Here is a 17,414-nt window from a genome sequence, read left to right as displayed (position 1 = left end):
GGATCCGACCGGATCCTCCCGGGTTGCCTCCGAATAGCCTAAGGCTTCGCTATCGTCCCGATTATCGGGACGTCACTCGCCCTTGGCCTTGGCGATGATGTCGTCCGCCACGTTCTTCGGAACCTCGGCGTACGAGTCGAACTGCATCGAGTAGCTCGCGCGACCAGAGGTCTTGCTGCGCAGGTCACCGACGTAGCCGAACATCTCGGAGAGGGGCACCAGCGCCGAGACGACGCGGGCACCGTGACGCTCGTCCATGGACCGGATCTGGCCACGGCGAGAGTTGATGTCGCCGATCACGTCGCCCATGTAGTCCTCGGGCGTGGTGACCTCGACGGCCATCATCGGCTCGAGAAGGACCGGCTTGGCCTTCTTCGCGCCTTCCTTGAAGGCCATCGAACCGGCGATCTTGAACGCGAGCTCGGAGGAGTCGACGTCGTGCGCCTGGCCGTCCAGCAGGCTCACGCGGACACCCTGCAGCGGGTAGCCGGCGAGGATGCCGAACTCCATGGCCTCCTGGCAACCGGCGTCGACCGACGGGATGTACTCCCGCGGAACGCGGCCACCGGTGACCTTGTTGACGAACTCGTAGCCCTCGGCCTGCTCGAGCGGCTCGATCGCGATCTGCACCTTGGCGAACTGACCGGAACCACCGGTCTGCTTCTTGTGGGTGTAGTCGATGCGCTCGACCGCCTGGCGGATGGTCTCGCGGTACGCGACCTGCGGCTTGCCGACGTTGGCCTCGACCTTGAACTCACGGCGCATACGGTCGACCAGCACCTCGAGGTGCAGCTCGCCCATACCCGCGATGATGGTCTGGCCGGTCTCCTCGTCCGTGTTGACCTGGAAGGACGGGTCCTCCTCGGCGAGACGCTGGATGGCGACACCCAGCTTCTCCTGGTCACCCTTGGACTTGGGCTCGATCGCGACGCGGATGACCGGGGCCGGGAAGTCCATGGACTCCAGGATGACCGGGTTCTTCTCGTCGGACAGCGTCTCACCGGTGGTGGTCTGCTTCAGGCCCATGACGGCGATGATGTCGCCGGCGCCCACCGAGTCGATCTCCTCACGCTTGTTCGCGTGCATGCGGTAGATCTTGCCGATGCGCTCCTTCTTGCCCTTGACGGCGTTCAGCACCGAGGTGCCGGACTCCAGGCGGCCCGAGTAGACCCGGACGAAGGTGAGCTTGCCGAGGTGCGGGTCCGACATGATCTTGAACGCGAGCGCGGCGAGCGGCTCGTCGTCCGAGGCCTTGCGGGAGATCTTGACGGTGTCGTCGCCCGGCTTGGTGCCCTCGATGGACTCGATGTCCAGCGGGGACGGCAGGTACTTGACGACGGCGTCGAGCAGGGGCTGAACGCCCTTGTTCTTGAAGGCGGTACCGCAGAAGATCGGGGTGAAGTCCGAGTTCAGGGTGCCCTTGCGGATCGCGGTCTGCAGCAGCTCGACCGGGATCTCCTCGCCCTCCAGGGCGAGCTCCATGATCTCGTCGCTGACGTTCGAGACCGTGTCGATGAGCGCCTCGCGGTACTCCTCGGCCTGCTCCTGCAGCTCGGCCGGGATGTCGACGATGTCGTACATCTCGCCCTTGGCGGCCTCGGCGGACCAGACCAGCGCCTTCATGCGGACCAGGTCGACAACGCCCTGGAAGTCCGACTCGGCACCGATCGGGAGCTGCATGACCAGCGGGGTGGCGCCGAGGCGGTCCACGATGGTCTGGACGCAGAAGAAGAAGTTCGCGCCCGTGCGGTCCAGCTTGTTGATGAAGCAGATGCGCGGGACGCCGTAGCGGTCAGCCTGCCGCCACACGGTCTCGGACTGGGGCTCGACACCGGCGACACCGTCGAACACCGTCACGGCACCGTCGAGGACGCGCAGCGAACGCTCCACCTCGACGGTGAAGTCGACGTGACCCGGGGTGTCGATGATGTTGATGGTGTGGTCGGCGTCGTCGACCGTCCAGTGACAGGTCGTCGCGGCCGACGTGATCGTGATGCCGCGCTCCTGCTCCTGCTCCATCCAGTCCATGGTGGCAGCGCCATCGTGGACCTCACCGATCTTGTACGACACACCGGTGTAGAACAGGATCCGCTCGGTGGTGGTGGTCTTGCCCGCGTCGATGTGCGCCATGATCCCGATGTTGCGGACCTTGGCGAGGTCAAGGGAGGTTGCAGCCATGGTGGCTCGTTCTCTCTCTGTCTAGTGACGGGGTACGGACTACCAGCGGTAGTGCGCGAAGGCCTTGTTGGACTCGGCCATCTTGTGGGTGTCCTCGCGACGCTTCACGGAAGCGCCCAGGCCGTTGCTGGCGTCGAGGATCTCGTTCATCAGGCGCTCGGTCATGGTCTTCTCGCGACGGGCGCGGGAGTACCCGACCATCCAGCGCAGCGCCAGGGTGCTGGCGCGGCCCGGACGGACCTCGACCGGCACCTGGTAGGTCGCGCCACCGACACGGCGGGACTTGACCTCGAGGGCCGGCTTGACGTTCTCCAGCGCGCGCTTCAGCGTCACGACCGGGTCCGAGCCGGTCTTCTCACGGACGCCCTCGAGGGCGCCGTAGACGATCCGCTCGGCGGTGGAGCGCTTGCCGTGCAGCAGGATCTTGTTGACCAGCTGGGTGACGACCGGGGAGCCGTAAACCGGGTCGATGATGACCGGGCGCTTCGGGGCGGGGCCCTTACGAGGCATTCTTACTTCTCCTTCTTGGCGCCGTAGCGGCTGCGAGCCTGCTTGCGGTTCTTGACACCCTGGGTGTCAAGCGAACCGCGGATGATCTTGTAGCGGACACCAGGAAGGTCCTTCACACGACCACCGCGCACCAGCACGATGGAGTGCTCCTGCAGGTTGTGGCCCTCGCCCGGGATGTAAGCGGTGACCTCGATCCCGCTGGTGAGGCGCACACGGGCGACCTTGCGGAGAGCCGAGTTCGGCTTCTTCGGGGTGGTCGTGTACACACGCGTGCAGACCCCACGGCGCTGCGGGGAGCCCTTCAGCGCGGGAGTCTTGTTCTTCTCGACCTTGTCCTGCCGGCCCTTTCGGACCAGCTGCTGGATCGTAGGCACCGTTTCTCCGTTTTCTGTGTGCCAAGGCTTGGTGGAACTAACCTGCGGTGTCTCCCCTCACACACGGCCCCGTGGTCGACCCACGCGGTCGGGTGTGTTGGGCTTGTTACGACACGGAATCCCATGGCTGCTGTACAGCGACGGCGCTCTACGCGCGGGACGCTGGGAAGCGCTCCGGCTCGGCGCGGCGACCGGTGTGCATGCACGCACAAGGACCCGGGGACACCCCAGGCACAAGGTCAGAGCGTACCTAGCGCATCGGGCGCGGTCAAAACAAATGCAACGCCGCAGGTCGCGGGGCCGGCACCGGAAGCGGCCCGGGAAGCGGGCCGGGGCGGGGCTCCCTACCACAACCGGGCAGCCCCCGCACCGCGACCCTACGCCTCCGCGTGGGCCCCGGCGAGCCGGGGCGGATCCTGGCTGGCGTCGCCCCCGGCCGTCCCGGCCGACTGCGGCAGCGGGCGGTCCCGGTTGTCCGACACCGCCGCGAACAGCCCCAGCGCGAGCGCGGCCAGGGTGTACACGCCCAGCCACAGCATCCAGGTGCCGGGCGGGGACCAGTGCGCCGGGTTGATCAGCAGCGGGCCGGTGCTGCCGACCGTGTTGCGGCGCAGCGCCCAGAGGAAGGCCGCGGCGTTGACCAGGGACAGCGAGAAGCCGGAGATCACCAGCAGCCGGCGCCAGGCGAAGCCGCCCCAGGGCAGCCGCTCGTGGCAGATCGCGGCGCACAGGATCGGCAGTCCGACGGCGAACGGCAGCAGGTAACGGCCCTGCCAGATCATGCCCAGCTGGCGCGCCTGCATGGCCTGGGCCGTTATCGGTATCACGACGATGCCGACCATCACACCGACGATCGCCAGGGCGTCCCGGAACCGGGCGTAGCAGAGCGCGAACATCGCCAGGGCGAGCACCACCCCGCACCAGACCAGCAGCGTCGCGGCCGGCGCCTCGGCGTCCAGCCAGCCGAAGTAGCCGATCATCTGCTTCATGTACAGCAGCCCGAAGTCGAAGGTCTTCCGGGCCGCGGCCAGCGGGGTGAGGTCGCTCGGGGTGTTGATGATCGAGTTGTCCGGATGGCTCGACGACCAGGCCAGGGCCGCGACGGCGGACGCGGCGCCCAGGCCGCCCCAGAGCCAGGTCACCTTGCGGCGCAGCACCTCGCGCACCGCGCCCTTCTGGCTCAGCAGCAGCGCGAAGAACAGGGCCCCGGCGAACCAGATCATGCCCAGCGGGCGGATGCTGATCAGCACCAGCGCGCCGATGCCCAGCCGGGCCAGCCGGCGGTTCAACAGCTGCGGGTCCGGGTTCATCAGCATCGGCAGCCCGGCGCTCCAGACCAGGATGCCCGCCGCGATCTCCGGACCGCTCGGGTTGACCATGCCGAACAGGAACAGCGCCATCGGCGTGGCCGCGGTGACCGTGCCCAGCAGGGTGAAGGACCGCCGCCGCCACTCGGCCGCCGAGACCACCGCGCTCGCCACCAGGGCGGAGCAGATCAGCGCCGACATCAGGCGCATCAGGTAGAAGCCCTTCGCCCCCGGGACCAGGAGGCTCGGCCAGCCCACCGCGAAGTAGTACGCCGGGTGGTAGCGGCCGGCCGCGGTGGTCACCAGGGCCTCGCCCGGACGGTCGATGAGCCGCGGCGCGCAGGAAGCCGGGGTCTCGGACTTGAAGACGTAGCAGGAGTTGACGTCCTTGAGCTCCTGGTAGATCCGCGGGAGCTCGACCCCGGTCTCGGCGAACTGGCCCTCGATGCCGCCCACCAGGTGCGGGACCATGACCTCGCGGCCCTCGACCTGCCCCCGGGCGACGGCCGCGGCCCGGATGAGGTGGGCGTGCTCGTCCGGCGAGGCGCCGATCGGGGTGGCGATCGACCAGGACGCACTCAGGGCGAACAGGATCGCGAAAGCCACGGCCCACAGACGCCTCGGCGAGGAGACGAGCCGGTCGGCGAGGCTCTTGACGGCGGTGATCATCATCAGGATTGGGCCTTTGGGGTCAGTTCGGGCTCATGGGCGGGAACTGGTTACTTGATCATGCTGAGCCATGACTGGTCACCGGTCTTGGAGCAGTGCCCACCCGGCGCGAACTTCGGGCAGGAGCCGTCGAGGTTCTGCACGGTGTGCGACACCCACGGCAGGATGCGGTAGGTGTTCTCCTTGGCCGGCAGGTAGCGGTCCGACATCGACGACGAGACCGTACCGAACAGGAAGAGGAGAGCGAACAGCGTACCGATGACGGCCGCTTGCGGGCCCGGCAGGGGCGTTCCGGCGAGTCCCCCGGTCCCGGCGGCCTCCGCGGTCCCGCCGGCCTCGGCGACCCGGCGGCGCTCGGCCAGCCGGAGCGACACCAGGTGGACCAGCAGGGCGCACAGCAGCAGGCCGCAGTACAGCAGCTGGTTGTTGGTCCGGGTGTAGAGCTGGACCGTCTGCGTCTCGTACATGTGCGAGGCGATGTACATCCGCATCACCCAAGCGCTCGCGAACATGCAGCTGATGGTGACGACCACCGGCTTGCGGATGCCCAGCCAGAGGGCGGCGCCCAGTGCGACGAACATCACCACGGCGAACAGGTCCATGCCGCCGAACTCGCCGGGGATCGGCCAGTCCCCCACCTTGCCCGGCATGTCCGTGCGCCACATCAGGAAGTACGCCGGGTCGGTGAAGTTGTCGAAGCGGAAGTTGGGGTCCTTGGTGTCCTGGCCGTCCGTCAGCATGGTCACCAGGTAGCTGCCGCAGGTCAGCAGGAACGCGCCCACGGTGGCGGCCAGGTAGACCAGCCCCTTGAGCCGGTTGTCACGCCAGGGGAAGTACGCCAGCGCGGCGACCACCACGCCGATGGCGCTCCACAGGAACCACCCGGAGTAGGTGAGGAACAGCAGGCCCAGCAGCGCGCCGAAGCCGGCCGCCTTCAGCAGCAGCAGCCGCCAGCCGTCCGTCCCGCTCCGGCGCAGGTGCACCACCACGGCGACCAGGACGGGCACCAGGACGACCAGCACGGTCTGGCTGTACGGCTTGTAGGCGTCGATCAGGGCGAAGGCCGGCAGCACGCCGAAGGCGAGGGCGCGGACCGGGCTGAGCAGCATCCGCCACGAGAGGTAGACCAGCGGGCCGAACGCGGCGGCGCCGAGGATCTGGAGGTCCTTGAAGGCGTACGCGGTGTTGCCGTCGCGGAACCACTCGGCGTAGTAGCCCAGGGTGTACAGCGGCGCCGGCGGGTAGACCGCCGAGCCCGAGGGCTGGCCGTTCGCCAGGGCGTGGGCCCACTCGACGATGCGCCCGCTGTCGCCGTTCAGGCCGAACATCGGCCAGGGCGTGCCGAGCAGCGCCATCACCGCGCCGGCCGCCACGAAGCCGCTGGCGAGGCCCGCGATGGCGGCCGCGGAGAACCGGGCCACCAGGCCGAAGTGCCGGCCCGAGCGGAAGCGCATCGCGAGCACGACCGCGCCGAGCAGGAGGAAGCCGATGACCGCGAACCGCAGCTGCAGCGCGGCGAGACCGCTCACCTGGGCGATCCGGTCCAGCGGGTCCATGTGGAACCCGCTCGCCATCACGGGGAGCACCAGGGCGGCCAGGAAGGCCACCACGGCCTCACCCGCGAGCAGTGCCGGGGCCGACGTCCGGAGCCGAGCCACGGAGCGGCGCGCGGATCCCGGGATCAGCGGACGCCCTCCGATCGGCGGGATCCTGGAGGCCTCTTGGGCACTGACTGTCACTGGTAACGGTCCTCAGCTCGTGGTCGCTCGCTCGGCCCGCCCGACCCTTCGGCGTCGGCCGGTGACGGAGCCGTACTGCTTCCGGGGCGCACGGCGGCAGCCCCGGGCATCATAGGTCCTACGCCTGAGGAAGACCCCATCGGGAAGATGGACGAATCACCCCCGGGCCGCCCGGGCGGGCACGCCTCAGGCGATGCCGATGAGGATCATCAGGGTCCAGAACGCGCAGCCCAGGTAGCCGATGACCAGGCCGAGAACGGCCGCCCAGTCGCCGTCCATGTTGCGGCGGCGGATCTCCGCGCGGGCGATGTGGCCGGTGATCACGGCGGGGGCGGAGAGGCCGAACAGGCCGGCCACCAGGGAGACCACCGCGAGCACGTTGGTCTGGCGGGCCTGGGGCGGCGGCGGGACCGGCATGAAGGTGGCCGGAACCGGCGTGGCGACGGTGGGCGGCGGCGCCGTCATCGGCCCCGAGGGCAGGTCCGCCACCAGCACGGCCAGCTGGCCGTAGGTCTGCGCGGCGGCCACCGCCTCGTGGCGCTGCTCGTACTCCTGGACCGTGAGCCGCCCCTCGGCGAACGCGGCCTTGAGCACGTCGAGCGTGCGGTCCCGGTCCGCGTGGCCCGCCCGCATCCCGGCCTGCGACGCCGCCGCGGGCGCGGGCGCCGGCTGCCAGCCGCCCGCCGGCAGCTTGCCGGGCGGATAGCCGGAACCAGGCTCGCCCCATGGTTGTACGGACATCCGCCACCTCCCGGTAGCGCGGCACCCCCGCGCACGTCACTGCTCCCTCATAGTGCAGGACGAACAACCGAACTGAGTAGTTGCCAAATCGGCCCAGTAGTCGCCCGGACGAGGAAAACGGGCGGCGTGCCTCACCCGTTCGGCGGACACTCTCAGGGGATGCTCAACTCGGGCGACAGCCGGTTCGCACGGTGACAGGCTGGGCCCGGAGCGACCCCGCACCACGACGACGTCCACCACCACGAGCAGAGAAGGCCGCCATGCAGGCGTCAGCGCCGCCGTCCCCCGACCTCTCCGGGCCGGGAACCCCGTCCGCCGTCAGCATCCAGGGGCTCTGGAAGCACTTCGGCCCCCAGGCCGCGGTGGCCGGGCTGAGCCTGGAGCTGCCGGCCGGGGCGTTCATCGGCCTGGTCGGGCCGAACGGTGCCGGCAAGACCACCACGCTGTCGATGGTCACCGGGCTGCTCCGGCCCGACCAGGGCACCGTCCTGGTGCACGGCGCCGACGTGTGGGCGGACCCGGTGACGGTCAAGGCCCGGATCGGCATCCTGCCCGAGGGCCTGCGGATGTTCGAGCGGCTCAGCGGGCGCGAGCTGCTCCAGTACACCGGGCGGCTGCGCGGCCTGCCCGGCGCCGAGGTGGACCGGCGGGCCGAGGAGCTGCTGGCCGTCCTGGACCTCGGCCGGGACGCCGACAAGCTGGTCGCCGACTACTCCACCGGCATGCGCAAGAAGATCGGCCTGGCCGCCGCGCTGCTGCACAACCCGGACGTGCTGTTCCTGGACGAGCCCTTCGAGGGCGTCGACCCGGTCTCCGCCCAGACCATCCGCGGCGTGCTCAAGCGGTACGCGGCGGCCGGCTCCACGGTGATCTTCTCCAGCCACGTGATGGAGCTGGTCGAGCAGCTCTGCGACTGGGTCGCGGTGGTCAACGCCGGCCAGGTGATAGCCCAGGGGCCGCTGGACTCCGTCCGGGGCGGGCGCAGCCTGCACGAGGCCTTCCTGGAGCTGATCGGCGTCCGCGAGGACGACGGGCAGGCGCTCGGCTGGCTCGGCGGCGGGCAGGCCGGGGGCTCCCTGTGAACGACGCCCCGGTGCCCGACGGCCGGACGGTGGTCCGTGCCCTGGTGGCGCTCAAGCTGCGGCTGCTGCGCAACGGGCTGCGGCGCAGCCCCGGCCGGACCACCGTCTACGTGATCGGCGCCGTCGCGGGCCTGGCCCTCGCGGCCGGCGTCGCCGTCGCCATGGCCGCGCTGAACGGGCGCTACGCGGGCTCCGGGGACGCCGGGGTGATGCTGCTCGGCGTGCTAACCCTGAGCTGGGCCGCGCTGCCGCTGTTCCTCTTCTCCAGCGACGAGAGCGCCGACCCGACCCGGCTGACCATGCTGCCGCTGCGCCCCGGCCCGCTGCTGCGCGGCACGCTGCTGGCCGCGCTGATCGGACCGGGGCCGCTGGTCAGCCTGGTGCTGGTGACCGCCGCGGTGCTGGCCGGCGCGGCCGGCGGCGCCTCGGCCGCGGTGGCGGTGCTCGGCGTGCCGCTCGCGCTGCTCTGCCTGGTCACGCTCTCCCGGGCGGTCGCGGCGGGCAACGCCCGGATGCTCTCCAGCCGGCGCGGCAAGGACTTCGCGATCTTCGGCGGGCTGGCCTTCGCCCTTCTGGTGCAGGTCGCCAACGTCGGCTCGCAGAGCATCCTCGGCCGCCGGGGCGGGCCGATCGACCTCAGCCCGCTGAAGCCGATCGCCTCGGTGCTGCGCTGGATCCCGCCGATCAGCGCGGCGGACGCGCCGCGCACCGCCGGCGAGGGCCGGTACGGGCTGGCGCTGCTCCAGCTCGCCGCGGCCGCCGCGCTGCTGGCGCTGCTGCTGCGCTGGTGGCGGCGGAGCCTGCAGGAGCTGATGGTGACCGCCGACTCCTCCACCCTGGAGGTCGCCCGCGGGGTGCAGGACTCGCGCGGCTGGCGGTTCCTGCCCCAGGGCCGGACCGGCGCGGTGATGCAGCGGCACCTGCGGTACGCCTGGCGCGAGCCGCGGGCCAAGGCGGCGCTGTTCACCAGCATCGGGATGACGCTGGTGATCTGCGTGCTGTCGATGGTCCAGGGCTGGGCGAGCGTCTACCTGCTGGCGATGACCGGGGTGTTCCTCGGGCTGCAGATGCTCAACCTGTTCGGCATGGACGGCTCGGCGTTCTGGATGGTCGCCGCCACCCTGCGTACCCCGGCCGACGCCCGCTCCGAGCTGCGCGGCCGGGCGTACGCGGTGCTGTCGTACGCCGTCCCGGTCACGCTGCTGCTCGGGCTGGTGCTGGCGGCCGTCACCGGCCGGTGGAGCGAGCTGCCGTCCGCGCTCGGCCTGGCGCTGACGCTGCTCGGCTGCGGGATCGCGCTGGGCGCGATGTTCAGCGTCCTGGCGCCGTACACCATGCCGGCCGACAGCAACCCGATGCGCAACGCCGCCCCGGGCCAGGGCGGGCTGATCCTGCTCAACCAGTTCGGCTCGATGCTCGGCGTCGCCCTGCTGGCGCTGCCGGTCGGCGGCTACCTCGCCTGGGCCCTGGTCTCCGACGGCCCGAGCTGGCCGGTGCTGCTGATCGGCCCGCTGTACGGCGCCCTGGTCGCGACCCTGGGCGTCCGCCTCGCGGCGGCCCGCCTGCTGGACCGCACCCCGGAGATCCTCGCCAAGGCCATCGAGCGCTGAGCCGCTCGCCCGTCGGTCCCCGCCGCCGCTCCGGCATCATGGGCAGGAGGAGTCGGGCCGTCGAGGCGTCGTCGAGGAGAGCAGGGACACACCGTGGGCGAGCGCGCGCAGCAGGCCGGGACCGCCGGACCGCTGCTGGAGCAGGCGGTGCGGTCGGTGGTGACGGCCCCGGAGGAGGCGCTGGACCTCGCCCTGGACACCGGGGCCTCGCTGCTGGCCGCCTCGGCCGGGCAGTGGCCGGAGGTCGGCCGGGCGCTGCTCGGGTACGCGGACACGGCCGTCGGCCGCTGCTGGTCCGCCGGGTGGCGGCCGGCCGACCTGGTCCGGGTGGTGCGGCGCGAGCTGAAGCCCGTCCACCTGGCCCTCGCGGTGGACCTGATCGCCGCCGAGGGCCGCCGCCACCCCGCGGCCGCCCTGGACCGGCGCTGGCTGGAGCAGCTGCGCGAGCTGGAGGCCGAGGTGTGGTGGCCCGGCGACGACGAGTACCTCGGCGCCTTCGCCGACCGGCACCGGCTGGACCGCTTCGCGCTCGCCACCGCCGCCCTGGAGCTGCTGCGCACCTGGGGCCGGCTGCCGCCGATCGCCCCGGTGGGGCCCGCCCCCGGGCAGGTCGTGCGGCCGCAGCACTCGGGGCCGGTGGGCGGCGAGCCGCGGATGCTGGCGCGGATCCGGGCGCTGCTGGCCAAGGCCGAGTCCACCGAGTACCCGGAGGAGGCCGAGGCGCTGACCGCCAAGGCCCAGCAGCTGATGGCCCAGCACAGCATCGACGACGCGCTGCTGGCCGCGTCCGGTGCCGACCGGGACACCCCGGCGGCGCTGCGGATCGGGGTGGACAACCCGTACGAGGGCCCCAAGACGATGCTGCTGGACGCGGTCGCGGCGGCCAACCGGTGCCGGGTGGTGTGGGCGAAGGAGTTCGGCTTCTGCACCGTGGTCGGCTTCGACGGCGACCTGGACGGCGTCGAGCTGCTCTACACCTCGCTGCTGGTGCAGGCCACCCACGCGCTCAACAAGGCGGGCTCCCGCAAGGACTCGCGCAGCAAGGCGTTCCGGCAGTCCTTCCTGGTCGCGTACGCGGCGCGGATCCGCGAGCGGCTGACCGCCGCGACCGAGCGCGCCACCAGCGCCGCCGCGGCCGGACGGCACCTGCGCGAGGACGGCACCGAGGAGCAGCTGCTGCCCGACGCGCGGCTGCTGCCCGCGCTCGCCGCCCGCTCCGAGGCGGTGGACGAGGAGGTCGGCCGGCTGTTCCCGAAGCTGGTCTCGCAGCGGGTGCGGGTCAGCGACGGCGTGGGCTGGGCGGCCGGACGCGCCGCCGCCGACCGGGCCGCGCTGCACGGGCGCGCCGGGGCGATCCGCCGGTAGGCGGTCACACCCCGGCACTCCCCCGGCCGACCCGCGCAAGATCCACAGGAGTCGCCCCGCCTCCCGAGGGACCTGATAGAACGTAGTCCGCCACGAACAAAGGGGGACTCGACGTGACGGAACCGGCGGCGGAGTCGGGGTACCGGGACCGGGTGCGCGGAACGCTGCTCGGCGGAGCGATCGGCGACGCGCTGGGCTGGCCGGTGGAGTTCCAGCAGCTCCACCAGATCCAGGACCGGTACGGGCCGCGGGGCGTGACCACACTGCCGGCCGGGCCCGGGCCGGTCGAGGTCACCGACGACACCCAGATGACGCTGTTCACCGCCGAGGGCCTGATCCGCGGCTTCGTCCGCGGCTGGACGGGCGGCGGCGGCTCGGTGCCGGAGGCCGTGCACGGCGCCTACCGGCGCTGGCTGCGCACCCAGTTCCAGGACGCGCCGGACACCGAGCCGCAGCCCCGCCCGTACGACGGCTGGCTGCTCGGCCGGCCCTTCCTGTACGCGCGGCGGGCACCGGGCAACGCCTGCCTGAGCGGGGTGTCCGAGCACCCGGTGTTCGAGGCGCCGTCCGCGATCGGGCTGACCGGGCCGATCAACCCGGGTTCCAAGGGCTGCGGCACGGTGATGCGCTCGGCGCCGTTCGGGCTGGCCCGGCTGGGCGTCGAGCAGTCCTTCGGGCTGGCGGTGCAGTGCGCCCAGCTCACCCACGGGCACCCGACCGGCTACCTCGCGGCGGGCGCCTTCGCGGCGCTGGTCGAGCGGCTCGCGCACGGCACCGAGCCGTGGGCGGCGGTCGGCGAGACGGTGGAGCAGATCCGCGAGCTGCCGAGCTCCAAGGAGACCGTCCAGGCGCTGGCCCGGGCGGTGCGGCTGGCCCAGGAGGCCGAGCCCGCGGCGGAGACGGTGGAGCGGGTCGGGCTCGGCTGGATCGCCGAGGAGTGCCTGGCCATCGCCGTGTACTCGCTGCTGGCGGCCACCCTGGACCCCGACCCGGTGCGCACCGCGCTGCTGCTGTCGGTGAACCACTCCGGGGACTCCGACTCGACCGGCGCGGTCTGCGGCAACCTGGTCGGGGCGGCGTACGGCGCCGCGGCGCTGCCCGCCGAGTGGGCCGGGGCGGTCGAGGGCCGGGCGGAGCTGCGGCAGGTCGCGGACGACCTGCTGGTGCTGTTCGGCAGCCGCGACCCCCGGCACCCGGCGCTCGGCGGACGCTACCCGGCCTGGTGAACCCGGGCCCGGGCGGGCACCGCCCCGCCCGATGAGCCCCGGGCCCCTCGGACGCCGCCCCGGCCCGTCGGCTACTTCGCCAGCGGGTCGGTGACCTGGCCGAGGAACAGCGGCGCCCCGCCCCGGGCGTCCCGGATCAGGAACAGGAACGGCCGGTCCAGGTGCACCTGGACCGGCCGGTCGGCGTTCGGCGCCGCCGCGGCCTCGATCCCGGCACCGCTGCCGGCCGCCGCGACCGTCCCGTCCTCGTCGACCTCGACGGTGGCCTTCTGCACCACCGTGCCGACGACCAGCGGCTCCTTGGCGATGCCGGTGAGATCGGCCTTGTCGAACGCCGAGGAGACGCCGAGCGAGCGCAGCGCGGGGGTGAGCTCCTTCGAGCTGCCGAAGCGGAAGCGCGGCAGCCGGAGGTCGACCGGCCGCTCGGCGAGGGCGCCGAGGACGCGGTCGAGCTGGGGCTGGTCCAGGCCCTTGGCGAAGGCGGCGAAGCCGCCCTGCGCGGGGACGATCAGGTCCATCACGAGTCCGCCGTCCGCGTACGGCAGCTCGACGGCCTGCCAGGGCTCGCCGAGGATCCCGCCGGAGCCGTCGGCGTACTTGAACTCCCCGGTCTGCGCCATCGTGGGGACGGCCAGGGTGGAGCCGTCGAGCTTGTGGAACGGGCGGTCGGCGGTGTGCGAGGGCTTGAAGGCGGAGGCCCACCGGGCCTTCAGGTAGAGCGCGTCGGTGAGCACCAGCCGGGTGCTCGGGGTGATCGCGTCCGGGCCGAACAGGTCCTTGATCCGGCCGTCGGTGGCCTTCTCCACGGCCGCGTTGACGGTCTTGCGGGCCCCGTCCGGGTCCTTGGCGAAGTCGGCCTGGTGCACGCCGGTGTCGAAGGCGGCGGCCAGGGTGGCCAGGTAGTCCGGCTCGACGGCCAGGCCCTGCTGCGTCCAGAGGTCGTCGCTGCGGCGCAGGGTGAGCCGGTCTCCGGCCGGGACCGGCCGGTTCAGCGCGCCGGTGGCGAGCGCGTACTGCCGCGGGTCGAGGTCGGTGTGCAGGGCCTTGGCCAGTTCCCCGGCGGTGGCGCCGCGGGCGCCGGGCAGCAGCATCGCGAGCAGGGTGGCCAGACCGGACGGCGAGACCACGAGGTTGCCGCCGGCGGCGTCCGGCTGGGCGGTCAGGGCGTGCAGGAGGTCGAGGCCGAAGGCGTCGGTGGCGGCCGCGGTGGCGGCCACCTGGGCCGGGTCGACGGCCGGGCGGCTCGCGGGCGCGGCCGCCCTGAGCTCCACGGGCGCGGCGGCTCCGGTGCCGCCGCAGCCGGCGAGCAGCGGCGTGGCGAGCGCGGCCGCGAGGAGCAGCGCCGCCGGGCGGCGGAGGGTGCGACGGGTTCCGGTGCTGCGGTTCGTCATGGCCCTTCGACGCACCGCCCCCGGATCGGGTTCCGGCCCGTACGGCGTCAGTCCCAGAGCGCGCCGAGCTCCAGCAGTTCGTCCCGGTGCTCGATCCGCTCCACCCAGTCGGCCGGCCAGGCCGCCTCGCCGTGGTGGGCGCCCGCGAAGGCGCCGGCCAGGCAGGCGAGGGAGTCGGAGTCGCCGCTGGAGTAGGCGGCCCGGCGCACGGCGGCGACCGGGTCGTCGGGCAGCAGCAGGAAGCAGAGCAGGCCAGTGCCGAAGGCCTCCTCGGCGACCCAGCCCTCACCGGTGGCCAGGCAGGGGTCGGCCTCGACGTCGGGGGCGGCGAGGGCGGCCTCCAGCTGGTCGAGCACCTTGAGGCAGTCGTCCCAGCCGCGGGCGATGACGGCCTGCGGGGAGCTGCCGTACCAGCGGTCGGCGAGGTCGCCGAGCCAGAACTCGTCGTAGCGCTCCCGGCTCGCCAGCGCGTACGCCCGCAGCACCGCCGGCAGCCCGGCGGGCGGGACGCCCTCGGCCAGCCGGCGGACGGCGTACGCGGTGAGGTCGCTGGCGGCGAGCGCGGTCGGGTGGCCGTGGGTGAGGGCGGACTGCAGCTGGGCGGCGCCGGAGAGCTGCCGGGCGTCCAGCTCGCGGATCAGCCCGATCGGGGCGACCCGCATGTTGGCGCCGCAGCCCTTGGAGCCGACGTCGCTGGCCTGCTGCCAGCGCTTCTCGTCGTGGCTGAGCCGCTCGCAGGCGCGCAGGCAGGTCATGCCGGGGGCCCGGTTGTTCTGCGGGGAGCGCCACCAGTCGACGAACTCCTCGCGGACCGGCCGCACCAGCCGGAGGGGGGTGAGCGGCCCGCGCGCCAGGGCGGTGCGCAGGCCGCGGCCGAGGGCGAGGGTCATCTGGGTGTCGTCGGTGACCAATGCCGGCTTGGGCAGGGGCAGTTGCCGCCAGTCCTCGCAGTACTGAGCGATGTGCTCGATCTCGTCGAACTCGGTGCGGTGGCCCAGCGCGTCCCCGATCGCCAGCCCCAGCAGCGCCCCTGTCGCCTTGCCCACGGCCCTCTCCCCCTCAGTCGTCAGACCTCGACCAACAGCTCCTTGAGCCCGCGGATCACGTAGCCCGGGTTCCACTCGGGCTCGCGGACCAGCCGCAGGCCCGGCGCCCGCCGCAGCAGGGTGCCGTAGGACTCGGTGAGCTCCAGTCTGGCAAGCGGGGCGCCGAGACAGAAGTGGATTCCGGCGCCGAAGGTGATGTGCGGGTTGTCGGTGCGGCCGAGGTCGAGGCGGTCCGGGTCGGCGAAGCGCTCGGGGTCGCGGTTGGCGGAGCCGAAGAGCAGGGCGATCTCGGCGCCGCGCGGGACGGTGACGCCGCGGACCTCGATGTCCTCCAGCACCCAGCGCTCGAACATCTGCAGCGGGGTGTCCCAGCGCATCAGTTCCTCGACGGCGGTGGGCAGCAGTTCGTCCACCGAGCCGCGCAGCCGGGCGAGCTCCCCGGGGTTGCGGAACAGGGCCCACCAGCCGTTGCCGGTGGTGTTGACGGTCGCCTCGTGCCCGGCGTTGAGCAGCAGCACGCAGGTGGAGATCATCTCCTGCTCGCTGAGCGCGTCGGAGCCCTCCTGGGCCTGGATCAGCGCGCTGATCAGGTCCGTCCCCGGGGCCGCCCGGCGCTCGCGGATCAGGGTGCGCAGGTAGTCGGAGAACTCGGTGCTGGCGGTGACGGCCCGGCGGGCGGCCTCCTCGCTCGGGTTGAGCTCGAACATCCCGGTGATGTCGGCGGACCACGGCCGCAGCAGGTGCCGGTCGCCCTCCGGCACGCCGAGCATCTCGGCGATCACGGCGACCGGCAGCGGCTCGGCGACGGTGGCGATCAGGTCGCCGCCGCCGGCCGCGAGCAGCCCGTCGACCAGCTCGCCGGCCAGCCGCCGCACGGTGGGGCGCAGGCCCTCGACCATGCGCGGGGTGAAGGCCTTGGAGACCAGCCGGCGGATCCGGGTGTGGTCGGGGGCCTCCAGGTCCAGCAGCCCGTGGTCGTTGAGGGTGTGGAAGGGCTCGTGCGCCGGGTCGGGCTCGGGGCGGCCGAACTCCGCGTGGCTGAAGCGGTGGGTGTAGGTGCGGCCCAGCCGGCGGTCGCGCAGCAGGGCGCTGACGTCCTCGTGGCGGGAGACGAGCCACTGGTTCGTCGGCTCGAAGTACGTCACCGGCGCGTGCTCGCGCAGCTCGGCGTACGCGTCGTACGGGTGGGCCACGAACGCCGCCGACCAGGGGTCGAACTTCGCCGTCGTCGTCATCGGTCGATCACTCCAGGCCAGAGGGGGGAAGCCGGAAGGATCATCGTACGCACGCGGTACGTCCGGGAATATGACCCTTCCGGCCCCTGCTCAGGCCCGCTCCAGGACAAGTCGGCGCACCAGCTCCGGGAGCGCCTGGGAGATCGGCTCCCGGATCACCTCGGCCGCGGCCCCGTCGTACGGCGTCGGCTCGGCGTTCACGATGATCAGCTCCGCCCCGCTCTTCACCGCGTCGAGCGGCAGCGCCGCCACCGGGAACACCTGGAGGCTGGTGCCGACCGCGATGAACACGTCGCAGGCCCGGGCGATCGCGTCGGCCTGCCCGAGCACCTCCGGGTCGAGGTTCTCGCCGAACATCACCACGCGCGGCTTGAGGATCCCCCCGCAGGCCCGGCACGCCGGATCCGGCTCCCCCGCCTCGACCCGCGCCAGCGCCTCCGCCATCGGCCCGACCACCCGGCAGCGCAGGCACTGCGTCTCCCGGGCCGTGCCGTGCAGTTCGAGCACCTTGCGGGCGGACAGCCCGGACTGCTGGTGCAGCCCGTCGATGTTCTGGGTGAGCACCCGCAGCGGCAGGCCGGAGCGCTCCAGGTCGACCAGCGCCCGGTGCCCGGCGTTCGGCTCGGCGGCCGGCGCGCCCGTCTCCAGCCGCATCCGCCACGCCCGCCGGCGCACCTGCGGATCGTCCCGGTACGGCCCGATGGTGACCAGTTCCTCGGCCGACGGGTCCTTCCGCCACAGGCCCTGCGGGCCGCGGTAGTCGGGGATGCCGGAGTCCGTCGAGATGCCCGCGCCGGTGAGCACGGCGATCAGGGGGCGCTTCGCGTTCATACCCCGGACGGTACGGGCGGCGGCCCGGCCCCGGCCACCGAAATTCCGGGGGCACCGGCCCCGGGGGCGCCGTCGGCCCGGGAACGCCGAAGGGCCCGGAGGCTTGATGC

The 17,414-nt window shown here is 72.7% G+C and carries 14 protein-coding genes; 4 read left to right on the top strand and 10 right to left on the bottom strand.

Going from position 1 to position 17,414, the window contains the following annotated elements:
• Positions 1–72: 72 nt before the first annotated feature.
• From fusA to ACFU6K_RS09145, 6 genes are all read right to left on the bottom strand, one after another.
• Complete coding sequence (gene fusA, locus ACFU6K_RS09170) at positions 73–2,178, bottom strand: elongation factor G (RefSeq protein ID WP_380661834.1); 2,106 nt, start codon at positions 2,176–2,178, stop codon at positions 73–75.
• Positions 2,179–2,217: 39 nt separating this feature from the next.
• The gene (gene rpsG / locus ACFU6K_RS09165; protein ID WP_030055803.1) at positions 2,218–2,688 is read right to left on the bottom strand and encodes a 30S ribosomal protein S7; all 471 of its coding nucleotides are present in this window, start codon (positions 2,686–2,688) and stop codon (positions 2,218–2,220) included.
• Between the two features lie 2 nt (positions 2,689–2,690).
• A complete protein-coding gene (rpsL, locus tag ACFU6K_RS09160; RefSeq protein ID WP_014144289.1) occupies positions 2,691–3,062 on the bottom strand; it encodes a 30S ribosomal protein S12 in 372 nt (123 codons plus the stop codon).
• Between the two features lie 377 nt (positions 3,063–3,439).
• The gene (locus ACFU6K_RS09155) at positions 3,440–5,041 is read right to left on the bottom strand and encodes a DUF2142 domain-containing protein (RefSeq protein WP_380661832.1); all 1,602 of its coding nucleotides are present in this window, start codon (positions 5,039–5,041) and stop codon (positions 3,440–3,442) included.
• 47 nt (positions 5,042–5,088) lie between these two features.
• Positions 5,089–6,696, bottom strand: a complete 1,608-nt coding sequence (locus tag ACFU6K_RS09150; RefSeq protein WP_380661831.1) for a hypothetical protein — start codon at positions 6,694–6,696, stop codon at positions 5,089–5,091.
• Positions 6,697–6,963: 267 nt separating this feature from the next.
• On the bottom strand, positions 6,964–7,518 hold the full coding sequence (locus ACFU6K_RS09145; protein WP_380661830.1) for a DUF1707 and DUF4190 domain-containing protein: 555 nt from the start codon (positions 7,516–7,518) through the stop codon (positions 6,964–6,966).
• Between the two features lie 260 nt (positions 7,519–7,778).
• Between ACFU6K_RS09145 and ACFU6K_RS09140 the strand changes: the two genes are divergently transcribed.
• The 4 genes from ACFU6K_RS09140 to ACFU6K_RS09125 all read left to right on the top strand — a co-directional run bounded on the left by ACFU6K_RS09140 (position 7,779) and on the right by ACFU6K_RS09125 (position 12,801).
• Entirely contained in the window at positions 7,779–8,600 is an 822-nt protein-coding gene (locus tag ACFU6K_RS09140; protein WP_380661829.1) for an ABC transporter ATP-binding protein, read from the top strand.
• Positions 8,597–10,210 carry a transporter gene (locus ACFU6K_RS09135; protein ID WP_380661827.1) on the top strand — a complete coding sequence of 538 codons (1,614 nt, stop codon included), beginning with the start codon at positions 8,597–8,599 and terminating at the stop codon, positions 10,208–10,210. Before ACFU6K_RS09140 ends, ACFU6K_RS09135 begins: the two co-directional genes overlap by 4 nt.
• Positions 10,211–10,303: 93 nt before the next feature.
• The gene (locus ACFU6K_RS09130) at positions 10,304–11,575 is read left to right on the top strand and encodes a DUF2786 domain-containing protein (protein WP_380661825.1); all 1,272 of its coding nucleotides are present in this window, start codon (positions 10,304–10,306) and stop codon (positions 11,573–11,575) included.
• A 113-nt stretch (positions 11,576–11,688) separates the two neighbouring features.
• Positions 11,689–12,801 carry an ADP-ribosylglycohydrolase family protein gene (locus ACFU6K_RS09125; protein WP_380661824.1) on the top strand — a complete coding sequence of 371 codons (1,113 nt, stop codon included), beginning with the start codon at positions 11,689–11,691 and terminating at the stop codon, positions 12,799–12,801.
• Between the two features lie 71 nt (positions 12,802–12,872).
• Here ACFU6K_RS09125 and ACFU6K_RS09120 read toward each other — a convergent pair whose 3' ends face one another.
• From ACFU6K_RS09120 to ACFU6K_RS09105, 4 genes are all read right to left on the bottom strand, one after another.
• On the bottom strand, positions 12,873–14,192 hold the full coding sequence (locus ACFU6K_RS09120) for a serpin family protein (RefSeq protein WP_380661823.1): 1,320 nt from the start codon (positions 14,190–14,192) through the stop codon (positions 12,873–12,875).
• Between the two features lie 47 nt (positions 14,193–14,239).
• Entirely contained in the window at positions 14,240–15,262 is a 1,023-nt protein-coding gene (locus tag ACFU6K_RS09115; RefSeq protein WP_380661835.1) for an ADP-ribosylglycohydrolase family protein, read from the bottom strand.
• Complete coding sequence (locus ACFU6K_RS09110; RefSeq protein ID WP_380661822.1) at positions 15,259–16,473, bottom strand: cytochrome P450; 1,215 nt, start codon at positions 16,471–16,473, stop codon at positions 15,259–15,261. The genes ACFU6K_RS09115 and ACFU6K_RS09110 overlap by 4 nt, the downstream gene beginning before the upstream one ends.
• Before the next feature lie 90 nt (positions 16,474–16,563).
• Positions 16,564–17,304, bottom strand: coding sequence for an NAD-dependent deacetylase (locus ACFU6K_RS09105; RefSeq protein WP_380661821.1), 741 nt, complete (start codon positions 17,302–17,304; stop codon positions 16,564–16,566).
• Between the last annotated feature and the right edge of the window lie 110 nt (positions 17,305–17,414).

The sequence above is a fragment of the Kitasatospora sp. NPDC057512 genome (assembly GCF_042802135.1).
GTDB lineage: Bacteria > Actinomycetota > Actinomycetes > Streptomycetales > Streptomycetaceae > Kitasatospora.
Note: the sequence above shows the minus strand (reverse complement) of the source record. Positions and strands in the feature narration are given on the sequence as shown.